This is a genomic window from Nosocomiicoccus sp. HMSC059G07 (assembly GCF_001815515.1).
GTDB classification, from domain to species: domain Bacteria; phylum Bacillota; class Bacilli; order Staphylococcales; family Salinicoccaceae; genus Nosocomiicoccus; species Nosocomiicoccus ampullae_A.
In genome coordinates this window covers 21,380-42,336 of sequence record NZ_KV820840.1, presented here as the reverse complement: position 1 = coordinate 42,336, position 20,957 = coordinate 21,380, and the positions used below count along the sequence as shown (strand labels likewise).

At 37.5% G+C, this 20,957-nt stretch carries 20 protein-coding genes; 18 read left to right on the top strand and 2 right to left on the bottom strand.

The window, feature by feature from the left end; all coding sequences use genetic code 11:
- Positions 1-61: 61 nt before the first annotated feature.
- Complete coding sequence (locus tag HMPREF3029_RS05630) at positions 62-1,045, bottom strand: oxygen-dependent tRNA uridine(34) hydroxylase TrhO (protein ID WP_040929539.1); 984 nt, start codon at positions 1,043-1,045, stop codon at positions 62-64.
- A gap of 161 nt (positions 1,046-1,206) precedes the next feature.
- Here HMPREF3029_RS05630 and HMPREF3029_RS05625 point away from each other — a divergent pair, with 161 nt between their 5' ends.
- The 9 genes from HMPREF3029_RS05625 to purD all read left to right on the top strand — a co-directional run bounded on the left by HMPREF3029_RS05625 (position 1,207) and on the right by purD (position 11,479).
- Positions 1,207-1,857 (top strand): DsbA family oxidoreductase, encoded by a 651-nt coding sequence (locus HMPREF3029_RS05625; protein WP_070458055.1) that lies wholly within the window; start codon positions 1,207-1,209, stop codon positions 1,855-1,857.
- A 144-nt stretch (positions 1,858-2,001) separates the two neighbouring features.
- Positions 2,002-2,484, top strand: a complete 483-nt coding sequence (gene purE, locus HMPREF3029_RS05620) for a 5-(carboxyamino)imidazole ribonucleotide mutase (RefSeq protein WP_070458059.1) — start codon at positions 2,002-2,004, stop codon at positions 2,482-2,484.
- Positions 2,471-3,577 carry a 5-(carboxyamino)imidazole ribonucleotide synthase gene (gene purK, locus HMPREF3029_RS05615; RefSeq protein ID WP_070458062.1) on the top strand — a complete coding sequence of 369 codons (1,107 nt, stop codon included), beginning with the start codon at positions 2,471-2,473 and terminating at the stop codon, positions 3,575-3,577. The genes purE and purK overlap by 14 nt, the downstream gene beginning before the upstream one ends.
- A 30-nt stretch (positions 3,578-3,607) precedes the next feature.
- Positions 3,608-5,770, top strand: coding sequence for a phosphoribosylformylglycinamidine synthase subunit PurL (gene purL / locus HMPREF3029_RS05610; protein ID WP_070710125.1), 2,163 nt, complete (start codon positions 3,608-3,610; stop codon positions 5,768-5,770).
- A 24-nt stretch (positions 5,771-5,794) separates the two neighbouring features.
- A complete protein-coding gene (purF, locus tag HMPREF3029_RS05605) occupies positions 5,795-7,177 on the top strand; it encodes an amidophosphoribosyltransferase (protein ID WP_371327381.1) in 1,383 nt (460 codons plus the stop codon).
- A 2-nt stretch (positions 7,178-7,179) separates the two neighbouring features.
- Positions 7,180-8,199 (top strand): phosphoribosylformylglycinamidine cyclo-ligase, encoded by a 1,020-nt coding sequence (gene purM, locus HMPREF3029_RS05600; RefSeq protein ID WP_070710123.1) that lies wholly within the window; start codon positions 7,180-7,182, stop codon positions 8,197-8,199.
- Positions 8,171-8,749 (top strand): phosphoribosylglycinamide formyltransferase, encoded by a 579-nt coding sequence (purN, locus tag HMPREF3029_RS05595; protein WP_246830705.1) that lies wholly within the window; start codon positions 8,171-8,173, stop codon positions 8,747-8,749. Before purM ends, purN begins: the two co-directional genes overlap by 29 nt.
- A complete protein-coding gene (purH, locus tag HMPREF3029_RS05590) occupies positions 8,746-10,224 on the top strand; it encodes a bifunctional phosphoribosylaminoimidazolecarboxamide formyltransferase/IMP cyclohydrolase (RefSeq protein WP_070710121.1) in 1,479 nt (492 codons plus the stop codon). The genes purN and purH overlap by 4 nt, the downstream gene beginning before the upstream one ends.
- A gap of 13 nt (positions 10,225-10,237) precedes the next feature.
- Positions 10,238-11,479 (top strand): phosphoribosylamine--glycine ligase, encoded by a 1,242-nt coding sequence (purD, locus tag HMPREF3029_RS05585; protein ID WP_070710120.1) that lies wholly within the window; start codon positions 10,238-10,240, stop codon positions 11,477-11,479.
- A gap of 56 nt (positions 11,480-11,535) precedes the next feature.
- Here purD and HMPREF3029_RS05580 read toward each other — a convergent pair whose 3' ends face one another.
- Positions 11,536-11,814, bottom strand: coding sequence for a hypothetical protein (locus tag HMPREF3029_RS05580; RefSeq protein ID WP_040929530.1), 279 nt, complete (start codon positions 11,812-11,814; stop codon positions 11,536-11,538).
- Positions 11,815-11,921: 107 nt separating this feature from the next.
- On the opposite strand from HMPREF3029_RS05580, the gene HMPREF3029_RS05575 reads away from it, so the two are divergent.
- From HMPREF3029_RS05575 to HMPREF3029_RS05535, 9 genes are all read left to right on the top strand, one after another.
- Positions 11,922-12,425, top strand: a complete 504-nt coding sequence (locus HMPREF3029_RS05575) for a GNAT family N-acetyltransferase (protein ID WP_070710119.1) — start codon at positions 11,922-11,924, stop codon at positions 12,423-12,425.
- A 29-nt stretch (positions 12,426-12,454) separates the two neighbouring features.
- Positions 12,455-13,642 (top strand): dicarboxylate/amino acid:cation symporter, encoded by a 1,188-nt coding sequence (locus HMPREF3029_RS05570; RefSeq protein WP_070710118.1) that lies wholly within the window; start codon positions 12,455-12,457, stop codon positions 13,640-13,642.
- A gap of 110 nt (positions 13,643-13,752) precedes the next feature.
- Positions 13,753-14,352 carry a type IV toxin-antitoxin system AbiEi family antitoxin domain-containing protein gene (locus HMPREF3029_RS05565; RefSeq protein WP_070710117.1) on the top strand — a complete coding sequence of 200 codons (600 nt, stop codon included), beginning with the start codon at positions 13,753-13,755 and terminating at the stop codon, positions 14,350-14,352.
- Positions 14,349-15,185, top strand: coding sequence for a nucleotidyl transferase AbiEii/AbiGii toxin family protein (locus tag HMPREF3029_RS05560; RefSeq protein WP_070710116.1), 837 nt, complete (start codon positions 14,349-14,351; stop codon positions 15,183-15,185). Before HMPREF3029_RS05565 ends, HMPREF3029_RS05560 begins: the two co-directional genes overlap by 4 nt.
- Before the next feature lie 88 nt (positions 15,186-15,273).
- Complete coding sequence (locus HMPREF3029_RS05555) at positions 15,274-16,419, top strand: MFS transporter (RefSeq protein ID WP_070710115.1); 1,146 nt, start codon at positions 15,274-15,276, stop codon at positions 16,417-16,419.
- 3 nt (positions 16,420-16,422) lie between these two features.
- Positions 16,423-17,322: a hypothetical protein gene (locus tag HMPREF3029_RS05550; protein WP_070710114.1), complete on the top strand. Its 900-nt coding sequence runs from the start codon at positions 16,423-16,425 to the stop codon at positions 17,320-17,322.
- A 124-nt stretch (positions 17,323-17,446) separates the two neighbouring features.
- Positions 17,447-17,812, top strand: a complete 366-nt coding sequence (locus tag HMPREF3029_RS05545; RefSeq protein WP_040929525.1) for a GntR family transcriptional regulator — start codon at positions 17,447-17,449, stop codon at positions 17,810-17,812.
- A gap of 18 nt (positions 17,813-17,830) precedes the next feature.
- Entirely contained in the window at positions 17,831-18,736 is a 906-nt protein-coding gene (locus HMPREF3029_RS05540; protein WP_068129692.1) for an ABC transporter ATP-binding protein, read from the top strand.
- Entirely contained in the window at positions 18,708-20,693 is a 1,986-nt protein-coding gene (locus HMPREF3029_RS05535) for an ABC-2 transporter permease (RefSeq protein ID WP_070710113.1), read from the top strand. Before HMPREF3029_RS05540 ends, HMPREF3029_RS05535 begins: the two co-directional genes overlap by 29 nt.
- Positions 20,694-20,957 lie beyond the last annotated feature (264 nt).

The window sequence follows — 20,957 nt, the reverse complement described above, 5'->3', positions numbered from 1 at the left end:
TAGAATTTAAAAAAAGGTTCGTCTACAATCTGAAACACGTCACATAAGTGACGTGTTTTTATTATGCGCGTGGTCCAATCATTTCAGTTTTAGCAAAGTCACTATTACGCATTGCTTCAAGGCGTTCTTCGACTTCTTCTTGTGGAATGTTATGAACCGTAATATATCTATTTCTAGGGTGCTCTGCACATTTCATTGAGCAAGCGCCTAAATGTTTGTGTTGGTTTTCTTCGCTACATAAAATTTGTGCGTTACACTCTGGGTTTGCACAATTGACGTAACGTTCACATGGTGTACCGTCGTAATGGTCGACACCGATAACTGTTGGGTCGACTTGGTTAATCGGTACTGTTAGGCGTTCATCAAATACGTACATTTGACCGTCCCATAGTTGACCTTTTGTATTTTCGTCTTTAGCGTAAGTTGCGATACCGCCGTGAAGTTGTCCGACGTTTTCTCCAATACCTTCACGTTTTAACCAGCCAGAGAATTTCTCACAACGAATTCCACCTGTACAATATGTTAAGACACGTTTACCTTCAAATAGGTCTTTGTTTTGTCTCACCCATTCCGGTGTATCTCTAAATGTTGAAACTTCAGGTTTAATTGCACCGCGGAAGTGTCCAACGTCATATTCGTAGTCATTTCTTACATCTAATACTACAGTGTTTTCATCTTGAATGGCTTCCATCCACTCTTCAGGTGATAAATAGTCACCTGTAATTTCGTGTGGGTTAATGTCATCTTCTAAACTTAAGTTCACGAGTTCAGGACGTGGACGGCAATGCATTTTCTTAAATGCGTGTGTATCAGCTTCGTCAATTTTAAACGGCATTCCTTTAAAGAGTGGGTGATTGTTCATGTACTCGATGTACTTTTCAGTCTGTTCGTAATCACCAGACACTGTACCGTTAATCCCTTCGTTCGCAACTAAAATACGGCCTTTAAGACCGAGGTCTTTACAAAACTGAAGATGCTCATCAGCAAATTCTACTGGATCTTCAATCGTAACGTAGTGGTAATACAGTAATACTCGATATTTCATTTTGTTTTCTCCTATCATACATATAATTGCAAGTTATACCCGATAGATAATCATGCATTAAATATTATAGCAGAAACGGTCTGTTTTCGCATGATACTGTTCAAAAAAGTATAATATTTGGTAAAATAAAAGTACGACTATTTGAAATTAGGATGAGCTGTATGAATATTAAAATATATTTAGATATCGCATGTCCGTATTGCTATATCGCTAAAAAGAAATTTGAAGAAGCGTTAAAGGAATTTGACGAAGTCGACTTTGACATTGAATATAAAAGCTTTGAACTCAACTATGAAGCACCAAAATATCCAGAGGAAACGTTGATTACGTCATTATCAGAAAGAACCGGTGTGTCTGAAGAAGAAATTAAGAGACAATACCGTATTTTAATCGAGTCTGCAAAAGCAGAAGGTATTGAATTGAATTTAGAAAACGTTGTGCCATCAAATACACGTGATGCGCATCGTTTATTAAAGTTTGCTATTCAAGAAGGAAAAGGTAGTGAAATGTTAGACGAATTATACTACCGTAATTTTAAGTTGAACGAAAATGTTGCTGATAAAGATGTGCTTTTATCAGTTGCTGAAGCGGTAGAACTCGATACAGCACGCGCAAAAGAAGTGATTGAAGATGAATCAGAATTTGCTGAACTTGTACTCGAGGACTTTAATTACGGGAAAATTCTCGGCGTTCAAAGTGTGCCACACTTTATTTTTAACGAGCGCTTTAAAATGAACGGAGCAGCTGAAGTAGATTTATATATTTATGCAATTGAAAAAACATTAGATGATATAAAAAAGGGCGATTTATAATTTAAATCGCCCTTTTTTATGTTTGTTTTCGTTAAAACACAAACATTCGCTTTTAAAAAATAAAAAACGTTCGTATTTTCGGTTTTTTGTCGATGTTTTATGTGGTATATTATTAATGAATTCTTAAAAAACGGAGTGAGTATTTTGGTAGTTAGTATCGTAATGGGTAGTTCTTCTGATTGGCCAACGATGAAAAAAGCAAAAGACATGCTCGACTATTTCGGGATTGAAACAAATGTCGAAGTCGTAAGTGCGCATCGTACGCCTAAAAATATGTATGAATTTGCTACAAATGCAAAAGAAAAAGGAACGAAAGTAATCATCGCAGGTGCCGGTGGTGCGGCGCACTTACCAGGGATGATCGCTTCGATGACGAACGTACCAGTCATCGGTGTACCAATACAAACGAAAGCGTTAAGCGGTATCGATTCGTTATATTCTATCGTTCAAATGCCAGGTGGCGTACCAGTGGCGACGATGGCAATTGGTGAAGCTGGAGCGACGAATGCTGGAATTTATGCGGCGAAAATGATCGCGATAGAAGACGAATCAGTCTATGACAAATTAGAAGCATACACAAAATCATTAGAAAAAAAAGTGGAGGATATGCAAAATGACCTCAAGTAAGACGATATTACCAATGAAAACAATCGGGATTATCGGTGGTGGACAGCTCGGTAAAATGCTCGCACAAAGTGCCCTTCGAATGGGTTATAAAGTTGCGATTTTAGATCCATCTGAAGATGCCCCTGCTCGTGCGACGTGTCACGAATTTATTCATTCGGACTTTAGTGATGAAAGTGCGCTTAAACAACTTGCAGAAATGTCAGATGTTCTAACGTATGAATTTGAAAACATCGATGCACATTTACTGAGAGATTTAGTCGAACATCACTATGTTCCTCAAGGTGCAGAGACAGTACTCACCCTTCAAGACAGAGAAACTGAAAAAGCAGCAATTCAAAAATCAGGAGCGACAGTCGTACCGTATCAAAAGACGAATACAAAAGAAGAATTGCAGCAGTTTATCGAAAAACATGATTACCCTGTGATCGTAAAAACTGCAACAGGTGGTTATGATGGTAAAGGGCAATATTTAATTGAGTCAGAAAAAGATATTAAAGACGTGCCATTTGGAGACGTTGAACTCGTTACAGAAAAATATATCGACCTAGAACGAGAAGTGTCTTTAACAGTAGCAAGAAGCGCAAGTGGTGAAACAGTCGTCTTCCCACTTCAAGAAAACTTACATCGCAATCAAATTCTATATCGTACGATTGCACCGTCAAGAATTGACGTATTTGAAGAGGCTAAGCGACAAGTTGAACTCATTATGGAAGAGTTACTATTCGTCGGAGTCTTTACAGTAGAATTTTTCGTGGACAAAGACAACAACGTCTACGTCAATGAAATCGCACCAAGACCTCACAACTCAGCACATTATACGATTGAAGCGTGTAACATCAGTCAGTTTGACGCACATATATTAGCGGTATGTGATTTACCATTACCAGAAGTTTATCAGCATCAGCCAGCGATTATGATGAACTTACTCGGACAAGATTTAGATCGCTTAGAAGATGAACTATATAAACACTCAGACTGGAACGTTCACTTATATGGAAAATCAGACCGTAAACCTGAACGTAAAATGGGCCACGTCACAATACTCACAGATGAAATCGAAACGACATTAAACGATATTAAACAACATTTCTAAAATAAGAAATTAAAACGTTGGAGGAAAATAATGACTAAATTTAATGAACCTACTGCAAACCAAATTGAAGAAGAAAAACTTTACACACAAATGGGGCTACGTGAAGACGAATATAAAAAGGTAGTTGAGTTACTCGGAAGAAAACCGAACTATACTGAAACTGGAATCTTCGCATCAATGTGGAGTGAACATTGTAGCTATAAAACATCTAAAACATTTTTACGTCAGTTTAATTCTAAAGGTGAACGTGTATTAATGGGACCTGGTGAAGGTGCAGGTGTTGTTGATATTGGAGATAATGAAGCGGTCGTATTTAAAGTGGAATCTCATAACTCTCCGTCAGCGGTTGCGCCGTTCCATGGCGCTGCGACTGGTATTGGAGGAATTTTACGTGACATCGTATCGATCGGTTCAACGCCAATTGCGCTCGTAAACTCTCTTAGATTTGGTGAACTAGATAACGATAACAGTAAGTGGTTATTAAAAGAAGCAACAGACGGTTTACAATTCTATGGTAATACGATGGAAATTAGCGCTGTAACTGGAGAGGTAGAATTCGATGAACGTTTCCAAGGACGTCCACTCGTTAACGCGATGGCGGTCGGTTTAATTAATCATGATGATATTCAAAAAGGACTCGCACAAGGTGTCGGGAACAAAGTCGTTTATGCAGGTCTTGAAACAGGTAAAGACGGCATTTTAGGTGCATCATTCTCAAGTGAAGAGTTAGGTGAGGACCGTAAAGTAGAAATTCCAGATACTCAAGAAGGATATCCTGAAATCGGTAAACGTTTAATGCACGCAACACTAGAAGCAATCAAACATGATAAGCTCGTCGGTATTCAAGATATGGGTGCAGCGGGTCTTACTTCATCTTCAGCAGAAATGGCAGCTAAAGGTGGATACGGTATTGAAATGCATTTAGATAAAGTACCTGTATCTGACGATACAATTTCACCATTTGAAATGATGTTATCTGAAACACAAGAGAGAATGCTTCTCGTCGTAGAAGACGGTTCAGAAGAAGAATTTCTTAAAATTTTCGAAAAACATGATTTACCAGCCGCTGTAATCGGTGAAGTTACTGAAGGTGAATCACTCGTTTTATATTACGAAGGTGAAAAGTACGCAGACCTTCCAACTGAACATTTAGAAAACGCACCAGAAGTTATCTTAGAAGGTAAAGAAAGAGAATTAGATGAAGCAAGAGTAGACTATAGTAACGAAGATTTAGTCGATGTCTTTAAACAACTCATTCACCATCCAACACTTGGAGATAAGTCATACATTTACAACAAATTCGATCGTAAAGAAGACACGCTACAAGGCTCTGGATTTGGTGCAGGAATTGTCCGTATTGGAGACAGCAATAAAGCGATTGCTGTAGCGATTGACGGTAAAGGACGTTATGTTGAAGCAGATCCATATAACGGTGGGAAAGAGACAGTATTACACGCGTTTAGAACGACACTTGCAACAGGTGCGTTACCAATTGCGATGACGGACGGTCTGAACTACGGTAACCCTGAAAATAAAGAAATGTATGAAATTATTAAACAGTCAACTAAAGGTATGGCTGAAGCATCAGTTGCTGTAAATACACCAGTAATTTCAGGAAACGTTTCGTTATATAACGAGACAAAAGACGGCCCAGTATTACCGACACCAATTATCGGTATGGTCGGTTTAATTGAAGACGTGACGTATTTAACTGAGCGATTTGTAAAAGAAGGCGACAGCATTTACGTCGTTGGAGAGTTAACACCTGAATTTAGTGGAAGCCAAATCGAAAAACTCGTCGACAACACAGTGCGTCATACAGAACGTACGGTTGATTTAGATAAAGAATACGCACGTGGTATGGAGTTAAGACAATTATTATTAGACGGCGATTTAGAAAAAATCGCACCGATCGGTCGTGGTGGTTTCATTATCAAACTTGCACAACTCCTATCGCACTATGACTTAGGGGCAGACGTTCAATTAGACGTTCGTGGTGATCTATTATTCAGTGAAACAGCAGGTACGTATATCGTAGTTGGTAAAAAAGGATTAAATATTAAAGACGCTGTAGAAATCGGTACAGTGACAGGTGAAAACTTTAAAGTGAAAGCAGAAGGCTTAGAATTAGACTTACCGATGTCAGAAGTAAAAGAACTATATGAAACAGCAATTACAAGTCGCTTAAATTAAGAATAACTGGAGGAGGAATTTAGCGTGTTTGGTATATGGGGTCATGAAAATGCATCAGAACTCACATATATCGCGCTCCATAGTTTACAACATCGAGGACAAAACGGTGCAGGTATCGTCGCATCAAATGAGGACTACTTATTTGGTGCGCGCGGTATGGGTCTTTTAAATGACGCGATATCTAAAGAACAGCTCGAGTCATTAAAGCCGTTTAAAAATGCGATTGGACACGTCCGTTATGCGACAAAAACTTCGTCTGAACTCGCAAACGTCCAACCGATATTACTAAAAAGTTATTCTGGTGACTTAGGTATATGTCATAACGGTAACTTAACGAACGCGATACAATTACGAAAAGCATTAGAATCTGAAGGGTCAATCTTTCAAACGACGACAGATGTCGAAGTGATGGCTCATCTTTTAAAACGATCTAAAGCAAGAACAAATAAAGATAGAATTAAAAGTGCACTTAGACAAGTCAAAGGTGCTTTTGTATTTTTACTACTACAAGAGAATAGTTTAACGATTGCGATGGATAACCACGGTGTCCGTCCGTTAATGCTCGGACGAATCGACGATGCGTGGTGTGTGGCGAGTGAAACGTGTGCATTTACAGCAATCGGTGCGGAGTATGTCCGTGATATTGAGCCAGGTGAATTTATAACGATTACTGACGACGGTATCGACTTTGATAAGTATTCTTATGTCGAGCGTCCAAATTTATGTTCGATGGAATATATTTATTTTGCGCGCGCAGACTCAGAGTTTCGTCATCAGTCCACATACCGTATTCGTAAAGCACTCGGAGCTGCCCTTGCGAAAGAGTTTAAACATGAAGCAGATCTCGTTATCGGGGTGCCCGATTCAAGTCTCGCTGCAGCGAGAGGTTTTTCATCAGAATCTGGTATTAAACAAGAAGCTGGACTACTTAAAAATAGATATGTCGGACGTACGTTTATTACACCAGGTCAAGAAGCTAGAGAACGTGCAGTACGGATGAAGTTATCTCCAGTGAGAGATATCGTTGAAGGAAAACGAGTCATCGTCATCGATGATTCAATAGTGAGAGGTACGACGAGTAAATATATCGTTCGTGCACTGAGAAAAGCAGGCGCAACGGAAGTACACATGGGTGTCTCTTCGCCACCGTTAAAAGATCCGTGCTATTACGGTATCGACGTCTCGACTCATGCAGAGATTATCGCTTCCAAAAAGTCTGTTGAAGAAATTTGTGAAGAAATTGATGCAGATTCTCTGACGTACTTATCTGTAGAAAGTATGCATGACGTCTATAGACAATTCGGCTCTAGAGGTGAGTGTGACGCATGCTTTACAGGAGATTATCCGATTGAAGTTGTGGACGACTTATTACCACAAGAAAAAGAACAAAAATCTAAAGGAGTTTAATTATGTCTGAGCAATATAAACAAGCTGGCGTAGATATTGAAGCAGGGTATGAAGCGGTTAAACAAATGAAAGTGCACGTGCAACAAACGATGCGTAAAGAAGTACTCGGAGGGCTTGGAGGTTTTGGTGCAGCGTTTGATTTATCGCAGTTAAATTTAAAAGAACCAGTACTCGTATCTGGCACGGACGGTGTTGGGACGAAGTTACAACTTGCGATCGACTCAAATCGCCACGATACGATTGGAATTGATGCAGTTGCGATGTGCGTGAACGATATTTTAACGACAGGTGCAGAGCCGCTGTACTTTTTAGACTACATCGCTGTAAATAAAGTTATACCTGAGCAAGTTGCGGATCTCGTTAAAGGTGTTAGTGAAGGATGTAAACAAGCAGGATGTGCATTAATCGGTGGAGAAACTGCTGAAATGGGTGATATGTACGACGAAGGTGCGTATGATATCGCAGGATTTGCTGTCGGTGCGGTTGAAAAATCAGAATATGTTGATTTTGATAGCGTCAATGCTGGAGATGTCATTATCGGGTTACCATCAAGTGGTATTCATTCCAATGGATATTCACTTGTACGTAAAATCATTAAAGATAACAACATCGACGTAAACGATACGTTAAACGGTACGCCGTTAATTGACTTACTACTCGAGCCAACTCGAATCTACGTCAAACAAATACTTAAACTCCAAGAAGACGTTAAAATTAAAGCGATGAGCCATATTACAGGTGGAGGTTTCTATGAAAACATTCCACGTGCGTTAAGAGAAGGGCTCGGTGCTGAAGTTGACGTGACAGACGTTAAAGTACCTGAGATTTTAGAGTGGTTAATCGACCAAGGAAACATTAACCGTGACGAGGCGTATAACGTCTTTAACATGGGCGTAGGTTTTATGATTGTCGTCGATGAAAACGATAAAGACAAAGCACTTGAAAACTTAAAAGCGTCAGGTGAAAGTCCAGTCGTTTTAGGTAAAGTAGTGAATGAAGAAGGACTTACAATCCATGGTTAACGTTGCGGTATTCGCTTCGGGAAGCGGAAGTAACTTTGAAAATATCGCGACGAGCGACTTACCACTGTCTATAAAAGTATTAATTGTCGACAATAAAGACGCAAAAGCAATTGAACGCGCAAAACGTTTAAATGTACCGTATGAAATTGTCGAAAGAAGCGGTAAAACTAAAGAAGAGTTTGAAGCAGAAATATTAAATATTTTAAAAGACAAAAATATCGAGTACATATTACTCGCAGGATTTATGAAAATTTTATCGGCAGAATTTATCGAACGATACGACCGTAAAATCATTAATATCCACCCGTCGTTATTACCGAGCTTTAAAGGTAAAAACGGCATATTAGATGCTTATAATTACGGTGTAAAAGTCAGTGGAGTTACGGTTCATTACGTCGACAGTGGTATCGATACTGGTGAAATTATCGATCAAGAACCAGTAGTTTTAAGAGATGACGATACGTTAGAAAGTTTTGAAGAGAAAATTCACAAAGCCGAATATAAGTTATATATTCGCGCGCTTAAAAAAGTGTTGGAGGTAAAAGAATGAGAGCGTTACTCAGTGTTTCAGATAAGACAGGAATTACTGAATTTGGACAGAAACTCGTAGATAACGGCTACGAATTATTTAGTACAGGAGGTACGCTTAAAGCGTTAGAAGACGCGAACGTCCCTGTAAAAAGTGTGTCAGAACTCACGCACTTCCCTGAAATTATGGATGGCCGAGTGAAGACATTACATCCAGCAGTACATGGTGGTTTACTTGCAGATCGTAGTAAACAGTCTCATTTAGATGAATTAAAAGAGCAAGATATTGATTTAATCGACATGGTCGTCGTTAACCTTTATCCGTTTGAAGAGACGGTAAAAGATGAAAACGTAACGATTGAAGATGCGATTGAAAATATCGATATCGGTGGTCCGACGATGTTACGTGCAGCGGCTAAAAACTATAAACACGTACTCGCAGTAGTAAACCCAGCTGATTACGAGGCAGTGATTAGCCGAATTCAAACCGATGACTTAACAGAAGATTTTAGAAGAGAGCTAATGGTTAAAGTATTTAAACATACGACAAATTATGACCAAGCAATCACGAACTTCTTTAGTCAAGCTGAAAAAACACTTCGTTACGGTGAGAACCCGCACCAAAAAGCACGTTATATTCGTACGACAAGTGCACCGAACACGATTTTAAATGCAAAGATTTTAAACGGAAAAGAGCTATCATACAACAACTTCCGTGACGCAGATAGTGCGTATTTACTCGCGCGTAAATTTAACGGTCCTGTAGCAGTTGCTGTTAAACATATGAACCCGTGTGGTGTTGGCGTTGGCGATACGATTTACGACGCGTTTCAAAATGCTTATGACGCAGATCCACAGTCAATATTCGGTGGAATCGTTGCGTTAAACAAAGAAGTCGATTTAGAAACAGCAGAAGCATTAAGCAAAATCTTTTTAGAAGTGATAATTGCACCTAAGTACACTGCAGCGGCATTAGAAAAACTTCAAGAGAAAAAGAACTTACGTGTATTAGAAATTGACTTCACTGAACAAACAGGCGATGAAGAAATCGTTAGCGTATCAGGTGGGTATTTAATCCAAGATAGAGATAACGCTCCGTTAAATATGGATGACGTAACAGTCGTAACGAAAAAAGAACCGACAGACAGTGAATACCGTGCACTTGCTCTCGCGTTAGAAGTTGTTAAACACGTAAAATCAAACGCGATTGTGCTTGCTGATGAACATCGTACAGTCGGTATCGGTGCAGGACAAATGAACCGCGTCGGTGCGTTAAAAATTGCGATTGAACGTGCAACAAAAGAGTTAGATGGAACAGTCGTTATGGCAAGTGATGGGTTCTTCCCAATGCCAGACTCTGTACAAGTCGCACACGAAGCAGGCATCAAGGTAATTATTCAACCAGGTGGATCTAAGCGTGACCAAGATTCAATCGATTACTGTGACGCACATGATATGACGATGGTCACAACTGGTATGAGACACTTTAAACATTAGGAGAGAATAATATATGAATACTTTAGTTATTGGAAGCGGTGGGCGAGAGCACGCAATTGTGCGTGCATTGAATCGCTCAGATAGAGTAAATGAAGTATTTGCGTTACCTGGGAATGACGGCATGACGGAAGCGACTCTTGTCGAAGGGATCCCAGTTTCTGAGTTCGACCAAATTGGTGAGTTTTGTAAAGAGAATAATGTTGAATGGGTTGTGGTTGGTCCAGAAGATCCATTATCTGAAGGCATTGTAGATAGACTCGAGGACAAATTTAACTTAAAAGTATTTGGTCCTAGAAAAAATGAAGCACAAATGGAGTCGTCGAAATCATTTACAAAACACTTAATGAAAAAATACAGCGTCCCAACAGCAAGCTACGAAGTGTTCACAGATAAGGCGAAAGCAACAACGTACTTAGAAAATGGTGATTTTCCAATCGTCATTAAAAAAGATGGACTTGCAGCAGGTAAAGGTGTCATCATCGCTCAAGATTTAAGCGAAGCAAAGAAGGCGCTCGATGAACTTATGGAAACGGACGGCGAAGTCGTCATTGAGGAATTTTTAGACGGGGACGAATTTAGTTTAATGGTCCTAGTAAATGGTGATACGTTCACGCCATTTAACATTATCGCACAAGACCATAAACGTGCATTTGATAACGATGAAGGACCAAATACTGGTGGAATGGGTGCATATGCGCCTGTAGATTACATTTCGCAAAGTACAATCGATGAAGCAGTAGAGAAAATTGTACGTCCGACGGTAAATGCAATGGTTAATGAAGGATTAAATTATTTCGGGATTCTTTATCTCGGTGCCATCATTACAAAAGACGGGGTTAAAACAATCGAGTATAACGCAAGATTCGGTGACCCAGAAGCACAGATTCTTCTCGACTTATTAGAAACAGATTTTGTAGAACTGTTAGAAAGTATGTACAATAAACAACCCTTGCAATTATCGTTTAGAGATGAATATGCGGTTGGAGTCATACTCGCTTCAGAAGGATATCCAGGTGATTATGAGAAAGCGAAAGAGATCATCATCGAAAAAGATACGATGGCAGACATTTACGTCAGTGCATTAAAGCATTTAGACGGCGACACATACGAGTCAAATGGTGGCCGTGTATTACTTGCGATTGGACGCGGAGGTACAATCAACGAAGCAAAAGAAAATGCGTACGACACATTATCTAAAGTGAAATACGAATCATCAGATTTCTTTTATAGAAAAGATATCGCATATAAAGCATAAAAAATATCCTCTTAAGTTTATTACTTAAGAGGATATTACTATGTAATCAATAATAATTACTTCTGATGTGCTCTTACATTTTTATCAGTAAAGCCTTTGAAATGGTAAAACGCGCCGTAAATTAAAGCGAACGGTAAGACGAATAAGATAAGGAAGAAAATACTTCCAACAAACTGTCTAAATCCAAATTCGTTAAAGAATTCTCCGCTCGTCGCGTCAAGTAATGGTGGTAGGAATGCGAAGTAGTAAATCGCTCCCAAAACAATAAAAGCAAAAATGTAAAAAATAAAATTCTTAATGTGGTACGGTTTTGTGTCTTTATCGTACTTAAACATTTAGGCACCGCCTTTTTCAAAATTGTCTTCAAACTTGATATATATATCTGTATAATATCATGTATAAGAAATATTTTAAAGCACTGATTTTAATAAGGAAGATGAAAATGGGGATAAGAAAAGGTAAAAATTCTGATATTGACGACATAATGTCAATAAAAAATGCCGTTATTATACTGATGAAAGAAAGCGGAAACAACCAGTGGAGCGAAAGTTATCCAGCACGTGACACGCTTTTAAATGACATAGAGAACGAAAACTTATATATTTATGAAGAAGATGGGGAAGTACTCGGATTTATAGTTGCAGATAATCATCATGCGTATGAGTACGACGATATCCCATGGGAACTGGCGAGATTAGATAGTATTGCTTTTCATAGAGCAGCAGTCGACCCAAGAGCACAAGGGCAAGGTATCGCATCGAAACTATTTGACGAAGTTGAAACGCACTTTAAAAATGAAGGGTATCTCGGTGTCCATACGGACACCAATCTAAATAACCTTCCAATGCAAAGTCTATTCGAAAAGCGCGGATACGAGTACAGAGGCAAACTAAACCTTCATAACAATTTAAATGAATGGTACGTTGCATACGAAAAGGTGTTTTAGAAATTAAAAAAAGAGTAGGAGGATAAAAAATGAAATTACTTATTAAGTTATTTTCAGGAATCATCGCTGGAATTATCGTTGGTTCAATTTATTACTTCTCGGCAGATGGTACAACGTTCCACAGCATTATGGAAATCGTGACACGATTATTCATCACGATGCAAAGCATTCTTGGATCGTTTATATTCTTTTTAATTCCGTTAATTATATTTTTCTTTATTGCTGACGGGGTTTCATCTATTGGACGAGGTGCTGGAAAAGTTGTAGGTGCAACGTTAGGAGTTGCATACATCTCTACAATTGGTGCAGGGATTTTAGCGTTTATCGTTGCTAAAATCTTAATGCCAATTGTCACTAAAGGTGGACAACTTCAAGAGGAAGGAACAGAGCTCGGACCACTGTTAGAATTCGACATCCCAGCACCACTTGATATTTTAACGGCGCTAGTACTTGCGTTTTCAGTTGGTATCGTCATTAATATCATCAAAGCTGAGACGATGAAACAATGGATTCACGACGGTAAACAAGTCGTTGAGTTTTTAATCGAAAAAGTAGTTATCACAATTTTACCGTTCTACATCGCTGGTGTATTTGCAGGGATGGCATCTACAGGAACGGTGTTTAGAACACTTTCAGTATTTGGAGTTGTGTTACTCATTGCGATTTTACTCCACTGGACATGGATTACAGTTCAGTACACAATCGCAGGATCATTACTTGGTAAAAATCCATTTAATATGATTAAAACAATGCTTCCAGCGTACGTAACAGCACTCGGTACGATGAGTAGTGCAGCGACAATCTCAGTCACACTGCCAAAAGCAAAAGAGATGGGTGTGCGCGACAAGATTGCAGACTTCGTTATCCCGCTCGGAGCGAACGTTCACTTATCTGGTTCAGCAATTACGATTACATCATGTTCAATTGCTGTAATGAGTGTATTACCTGAATACGATACACCTGGAATGTTAAAAATGATCGGGTTCGTATTACTCATTGGTGTCGTGATGGTAGCAGCACCTGGTGTGCCAGGAGGCGCAGTAATGGCGGCAAGTGGAATACTCGTATCACATTTAGGCTTCAACGAAGCGGCAGTCGCGTTAATGATTGCATTATATATGGCACAAGATAGCTTTGGAACTGCAGCAAACATCACAGGTGATGGTGCTATCGCAGGTATCATCGATGCATATGATCAAAACTTAAGTAAAAAATAACGTTCGACGCTCCTGATATAGTCAGGGGCGTTTTTTTGATGAGATAAATCAATTTACAAATGTACTTTAAAATCATATAATTAAAGCACGAAAGTGAAATGAGGGATATCATGAACAAAAATAGATACATATTAGAACAATTATCAAAAGACGATGGCTTCATATACGTTAAAGAAGCAGAACAACATGGTATTGATCGATTTAAATTATCATATTTAGCAAATGAAAATAAAATTGATAGAATCGCACATGGTATATATGCTCTAAAAGATGAATTTATAGATGAGTATGTACTCCTACAAAAGACAAGTGACCGGGTTGTTTATTCTTATCATACGGCTTTATATTTTCACGATTTATCGGATAGAGTTCCTTCACACATCCATATTACTGTACCTCAAGGGTATAATGCTTCTAGATTAAAAAAACGACATGAAAACTTCAAAGTACATTATGTGAAAAAAGATGTACTTAATCTTGGAAAAGTGAAAGGAAGAAGCCCTTTTGGAGGAGAAATAATTCTTTATAATATCGAGCGCACAATATGTGATGTTGTAAAGAATAAAGATAAAATTGATCCTCAAATATTCACTCATGCAATAAAACAATACTTTTCGAATAAGCAAATTAATGTAAGAGAACTAATAAAATATGCAGATATATTAAATGTAGAAAACGAAATACGTCAATACTTAGAGGTGCTCCAATGAAGACGAGTGCACAGGTTAAGAGTATTGTAAATACTATCGCAAAACAACAGAATTTAAAACCACAAGAAGTATTTCAGATGTACTTTTTTGAAAGAGTTTTAAAAAGAATAGAGAAATCAAGGTATCGTGATATTTTTATTATAAAAGGTGGATTGCTAATTGCCTCGTTAATTGGAATAGAGAGTCGAACAACTATGGATATGGACGTTACAATCAAAGGAATGGCAGTAAATAAAGATAGCATAACAAGTATGATGAAGGAAATTTTAAAAAAAGATACTGATGATGGAATAACTTTTTCTTTAAAAGATATATCAGAAATCAGAGAAAATGATGACTATGAACATTATCGTATCAGTATCATGGCACACCTTGGAAAAATCAATAATCCAATGAAGCTGGATATTACTACCGGAGATTTTATTACTCCTAAAGAACAATTATATGAATATCCATTAATGTTTGATAGCGGCTATATTAATATAATGGCATATCCAATAGAAACGATTTTAGCAGAAAAGATTGAAACAATTATACGCAGGAATATCGCAACAACAAGAATGAGAGACTTTTACGATGTATATGTATTGTATAAGCTGTACCAGCAGACAATTAATTTTGATCTTCTTAAAATTGCGATTCAAAATACCTCTTCGCAAAGAGACTCTGAGATGCTTATACAAGAATCTAAAGAGATTACAGATGATATTAAAATAGACTCACAATTAAAGAGAAATTGGGTGAATTACATCAATGATAACTCATATGTAGGAGACATTGAGTTCTTTGAAGTAATAGAAATACTAGAAGAAGTTTTGCAGAAGATATCTTAGAAGTACACCGTTATCAACCCCACACCATGACTTTATGCATCTCTTTTAATATAATAGAGCTATTACATAAATGTAGGGAAGGTTTAGTTTGAGAAAGTTAATATATGTCATTATTATCATATGTTTTTTAGATTTGTTTGTTCAATTCCCGATCGTTACGCCGTACGCGCTTGAACTTGGTGCAAGTGAGTTTATGGCGAGTGTCGTCGTTGCAGCGTATTCTGTAACGAATGTTCTCGGTAACGTTCTCGGTGGATATTTTTCGGATAGATTTGGTAGGAAGAGAACACTTCTTCTTGGAATGATTCTACAAGTACTAATTATTAGCTCATATATATCGACGCCAACGATTGGTGTGTTAATTGGTATTCGCGTCGTGCACGGATTTACGAGCGGTATGATTACGCCGGCTGCGTTTAGTTTAGTTCAAGATATTTCTAGACGTGAAGCAATCGGTAAAGCGATGGCGTTAACTGGTGTTTCGATTGGACTTGCTGCGATTTTCGGTCCTGCAGCAGGCGGTATCCTCTCTAGCATGTATGGATACGCGAATACGTACTTAATACTTGCACTTGTGTATGTGGTTGGGCTTTTACTTACGATTGTTGCGGTTAAAGAAAGTACAACTGTACAGTCGAGAAGGGAATATAATGAGACGAAATGGACGACGTTAATTACGAGACGTCCGTTAGTCATTGCATACATTTCGTCTTTAGCGTTAATGACGTCAATGGGTGCTTTATCTTTTGCGTTACCGATTAAAACGATGTCGCTCGGATTAGATGATCGAGTGACAGGGATGCTTTTAAGTGTGTTTGGAATTACAGCTGTAATCGTATTTGGATCTCCGTTAAATAATATGTTTAACCGAGTCGCTGTAAACAGATTAATAAAAATCGGTCTCGTCATTATTTCGCTTGCGATGATTCTCATTCACTTTGGACAAGGTATGAGCATGTTGTACGCAGCACTCGGTATATACGGAATAGGATATGCGCTCGTATTCCCATCGATGAATAAATTAATCGGCCAATTTACGACGATGAGTGAACGTGGGAAAGCGAACGGTATATTTTATGCGTTCTTCTCAGTTGGATCAGTTGTTGGTTCTACACTTGCTGGGTACTTTACAGAACAGTTTACGATTCCGTTTTTCAGTATGGCGATCGTATTAATCGTGTTGTTAATTGTATTTGCAGTACTCGATAGAGGTATAAACTTTAAAGAGGTGTAACGCATGAAAAAGATTTTACTTATTGGTGTATACGGAGAAATCGGTAGAAATCTGTATGACACTTTAAAAGATACAAATGAACTGTATTCGTTTATGAGCAAAGAAGATACGGAAACGTTAGATAAAATTCACCCGGTCTATTTAAATCCATATAAACTAGAACATATGGTTGAAGCGATTAGAGGGATGGATTTAATTATATTTTTTGAAGATCCAATAATGCGGTTCAGTAAAATCACACAAGGACGTTTCGATACATTCTTTGAACTCATTGCAGATAACGTCGGCCGTGCAGCCGAATATAATGGTGTGAAAGACATTATCTATATATCAGAAGAAATATTACATGAAGACGTGAAGCGTACGTTGACATCGTATGACGTTAACGTGATAACGACTGATACGAGAGTGAAGCGCCTCGGTAAAAGTTTAAAATATAATAACTCTCATAACAAAACGATGCGCAGTGCACAGCGCGCTGAAATACCGAGAGGTTGGACGCTTGAAGGAGTTATGAAATATTACTTTAAATGGCTCGACGAAATTATTTTCGGTATGTTTAAAATTGAGTCTGTTGGCGATGAAATCCACATGACGATAGAAACATCTCGAACACCATTACTCACATTAAGGCGTAGAAAAAACACACCTGAAAGGCAAATCGTTTTTGACGTCGTCGGAGGACGTTTAGCTAAAAGAAGTGACAGTTGGTTAGAATTTAGAGAGTTAAAACACGAAAAATCATTCATTATGGCATTACATGATTTTGATCCTGCATTACCATGGCCAATATATGCAATCACTCAAGCACCGCTTCACGGTTTAGTGAGCCGTATATATCAAATGGAAATGATTATCAACGATACGATTATTGAAGAAAATATTAAAAATAATCCAGAATAATAGAAGTGGATTCCCACTTCTATTTTTTATTTTAAAAATATCTGTATTAATTTGAGTAATACAGTTGTAATTTTTTAAAACTAACTGTATCATATTAATTGAGACAGTTAGATGGAGGTGCAATATGTTCGATTTAAGATTTTCAAAAGATACCCCAATATATGAACAGTTGATTGATCATATAAAAGAAATGATTATTAAACAAGTATTATTACCAGATGAAAAGATGCCATCAGTAAGGGCGCTTGCAGGTCAACTGACAATCAGTCCGAATACGATTCAAAAAGCTTATGGTGAACTTGAGCAACAAGGATACATTTACTCGATTCCAGGAAAAGGAAGTTACGTACAAGAAATGGCCGATGACACTCAAAATAACCAATACATTAAAGAACTGTATGGAAGTTTCAATCGTGTGGTACTCGAGCTATTACATATGAATGAAACTAAAGAAGATATCAAACGTGCTGTCGACCGTTGCGAAGTATAAATATAGGAGGTTAAGTAAATGAACATAAATACACACAAGCTCAGCAAAAGTTTTATCGATGAACTTGCAGTAAATAAAGTTGACTTAAACGTCAAAAGTGGAACGATTCACGGGCTTATCGGTTCTAACGGAGCAGGTAAAACGACGCTTTTAAAAATATTAGCAGGTATTTATAAAGCAGATGAAGGTGAAGCACTATTCGATGACGCACCTGTTTTTGAAAACATAGACGTGAAAAACCGTGTAATTTTTATAGGAGATATGCCGTTTTTCTTTAGTGGGTTTTCGTTAATGCAAATGGCAAATCATTATAAGACGATTTATAGTAACTGGAGCGACGAGCGTTTTGAAAAGCTGTATAGTTACTTTAAGTTAAATCCGAAAAAACCATTAAATGAAATGTCTAAAGGGATGAGACGTCAAGCGTCATTTATACTCGCGTTTTCATCTAAACCAGACGTACTATTACTCGACGAACCATTTGACGGGTTAGACCCTATCGTTCGAAGACAAATTAAAAACATCATTTTACAGGACGTTGAAAGTTACGGCTTAACAGTATTCTTATCGAGCCATAACTTACTCGAAATGGAAAATATATGTGATGCGATATCTATTATGCACGACGGAAAAGTACTGTACACAAACAGTATTCACGATATGAAAGATACGCATTGTAAACTACAAATCGCGTTTAAAGAGTTACCAGACGAATCGTTCTACAAAAAGTTAAACGTCGTCCAACACTCGATTCAAGGACGTGTAATTACAGCAATTATTAAAGGCGACATTAAAAATGTCGAAGTAAATATTTCAAAATACGAACCACTCATGTACGATATTTTACCAATTACGTTAGATGAGATGTTCGCTTATGAAATGGGGGAGACAGGATATGCAATCGAAAACATCGTTGTTGAATAAAGTACTCGTTAAAAACTTTACGAGTTCAGTGATGTGGTTAACGGTCGGATATTTCTTATTATCATTACTATCATTACCGTTACCAATATATATATCATCACTGAATATGGGTGCTGAAGATTATGGAATGGCTTTTGGGAATGATAATGTATTATTCATTTATGGGCATATTCATTTAGTTATTTCTATTATTTTCAGTGCGACGTTAGCGATCGTAATTTATAACTATAAAAACAAAGCGGACACGAATGATTTTATCCACAGTCTTCCAATTAAGCGACTCGCGATTTTTAATAGTGGATTTTTTGTTGGTGTCGTCTCGATTTTAGTGCCGACACTACTTACAGCATTCGTCATCATGATTGAAAAATCATTTATCAGTATATCAATTTCAATGAAGCATATCGCTGTTTGGCTATTATTTATACTAATAGCTCAAGTAATGGTATTTATTATCAGTGTGTTTGCTGGAATGTTCGTAAACTCAATTACACTGCATATCGAAATGATACTCATCATGATGTTTGTACCTTATGTATTATGGTTTGCGATTGTATTTAATGCAGCGACATTCTTTGACGGTATTATGCTATACACGGCTGGTGGATTTAGAACGCTACTTGAACCGATGGAAAACACAAGTATAGTCATATACTTATTTAAAGCATTTGGCGAAGGCGGATTTGGTGGAAGTTCGTTCATCGTTTGGTTAATCGTAATTATCGGATTACTCGTCGGTAGTGCTTATCTATATAAAATTAGACGTAACGAGCGCGTCAACCAACCGTTTAACTATCAATTTATGTACTACGTACTCGTCGTATTACTATCGATTCTCGGAATGTTACTATTAAGTGGTGTATTATCATTACTTTTACCAGATTACAGAACGTTATCGATCTTAATCATTACGTTTAGTGCAGTCGTCACATACGTATTTGTACTTATGTTTACTCAAGACACAGTGCGCATCAAATTCAGATTAAAAGAAGCGATAATTACACTAATCAGTGTCGCATTATTCTTAGTTGGATTCTTTGTTTACTGGGATCGTTATACGAGTTATATACCGAATGAATCAGACATTAAAGGTGTAAACTATAACGATGGAAATGGCATTCACAATGTCAACGTTGAAGACTCAGACAAATTTAACGAAAACTATACGTTCGACATCGAAGCAGATAAAATTAAAGAAGTGCGTGATCTGCATAGTGAAATTGTACGCACGGATTCAGGTAGAAATAATGAAGAAATCGCACCAACTGTTACAATTTCGTACTTACTAAAAAATGGTAAAGTAGTGTCACGACAATTCGGAGAAATTAGTGCATCAAGCGACGTCGGAAAGCGTATTATCAATTCAGATATACCATCCTTTAGTAAAGACAAAGACTTTTTATATCAAGTAAAAAGTGAGAAGTTTGAATCAATCTCTACAATGACAATTGGTAGTATGATGTTTGATCCAGAAGAGATATCATTAAAAGATTTCAATGTATTAGCTAAAGGTTATCAAAATGAGATGAACAACATCGACACAGAATCTAACATATATACTGAAACAGGAACTATTAATATAGAAGTGAACACGAATTACAATGTATTTAGTGCGTATTCCGGTCTGACATCACTATACAACAAAGCACTTCAGTCATTTATGAAAGAACACGATTATGAGTTTAATGGTTACAGTGGAAATATGTTATATAAAGTCGATTTAAATAAAGTCGATGATGTGAAGCAACTATTTAATGATATTAAAACGAAGCCGTACAGTGAAGTATCTAAAAAGTACGATTTTGTCGAAGTAGCTGAAGCAGACAAAGAAGAAGAATTTAATAAACTAAACGAACTGAACTTTGATATGTCAGGGGATACACTCTACATTATCGGAGATCATTACAACGATGGAGATGCACCAATGTATGTTGAATTATCAGTAGTTGTAAAGTAAAAATTTAAGACTGTAGACAATGTCTACAGTCTTTTTTAGTTTTTCATCCGTAAAATTTCGGGATGGGATAGGTTGTTTCGTGTGTTAATTTTACGCAAATTGCATTTGCGTAAACGAGCTGTTGATTAGTTTGACGATTAGCGAGTTTGTGTTAACGAATCATCACCTCTTTTTACGTAAAAGCATTTTGTATTAAAAGATGAAAAACAATTTAACACAAAAACGATTTACGTAAAAATGAATTAATTTCGTTGACGCAAATTG

Excerpts from the sequence above, each read along its gene's own strand:
- HMPREF3029_RS05630 (WP_040929539.1), bottom strand. The coding sequence starts at position 1,045 with ATGAAATATCGAGTATTACTGTATTACCACTACGTTACGATTGAAGAT.
- HMPREF3029_RS05625 (WP_070458055.1), top strand. The coding sequence starts at position 1,207 with ATGAATATTAAAATATATTTAGATATCGCATGTCCGTATTGCTATATC.
- purK (WP_070458062.1), top strand. The coding sequence starts at position 2,471 with ATGACCTCAAGTAAGACGATATTACCAATGAAAACAATCGGGATTATC.
- purL (WP_070710125.1), top strand. The coding sequence starts at position 3,608 with ATGACTAAATTTAATGAACCTACTGCAAACCAAATTGAAGAAGAAAAA.
- purM (WP_070710123.1), top strand. The coding sequence starts at position 7,180 with ATGTCTGAGCAATATAAACAAGCTGGCGTAGATATTGAAGCAGGGTAT.
- purN (WP_246830705.1), top strand. The coding sequence starts at position 8,171 with ATGAAGAAGGACTTACAATCCATGGTTAACGTTGCGGTATTCGCTTCG.
- purH (WP_070710121.1), top strand. The coding sequence starts at position 8,746 with ATGAGAGCGTTACTCAGTGTTTCAGATAAGACAGGAATTACTGAATTT.
- purD (WP_070710120.1), top strand. The coding sequence starts at position 10,238 with ATGAATACTTTAGTTATTGGAAGCGGTGGGCGAGAGCACGCAATTGTG.
- HMPREF3029_RS05580 (WP_040929530.1), bottom strand. The coding sequence starts at position 11,814 with ATGTTTAAGTACGATAAAGACACAAAACCGTACCACATTAAGAATTTT.
- HMPREF3029_RS05575 (WP_070710119.1), top strand. The coding sequence starts at position 11,922 with ATGGGGATAAGAAAAGGTAAAAATTCTGATATTGACGACATAATGTCA.
- HMPREF3029_RS05570 (WP_070710118.1), top strand. The coding sequence starts at position 12,455 with ATGAAATTACTTATTAAGTTATTTTCAGGAATCATCGCTGGAATTATC.
- HMPREF3029_RS05565 (WP_070710117.1), top strand. The coding sequence starts at position 13,753 with ATGAACAAAAATAGATACATATTAGAACAATTATCAAAAGACGATGGC.
- HMPREF3029_RS05560 (WP_070710116.1), top strand. The coding sequence starts at position 14,349 with ATGAAGACGAGTGCACAGGTTAAGAGTATTGTAAATACTATCGCAAAA.
- HMPREF3029_RS05550 (WP_070710114.1), top strand. The coding sequence starts at position 16,423 with ATGAAAAAGATTTTACTTATTGGTGTATACGGAGAAATCGGTAGAAAT.
- HMPREF3029_RS05545 (WP_040929525.1), top strand. The coding sequence starts at position 17,447 with ATGTTCGATTTAAGATTTTCAAAAGATACCCCAATATATGAACAGTTG.
- HMPREF3029_RS05540 (WP_068129692.1), top strand. The coding sequence starts at position 17,831 with ATGAACATAAATACACACAAGCTCAGCAAAAGTTTTATCGATGAACTT.
- HMPREF3029_RS05535 (WP_070710113.1), top strand. The coding sequence starts at position 18,708 with ATGCAATCGAAAACATCGTTGTTGAATAAAGTACTCGTTAAAAACTTT.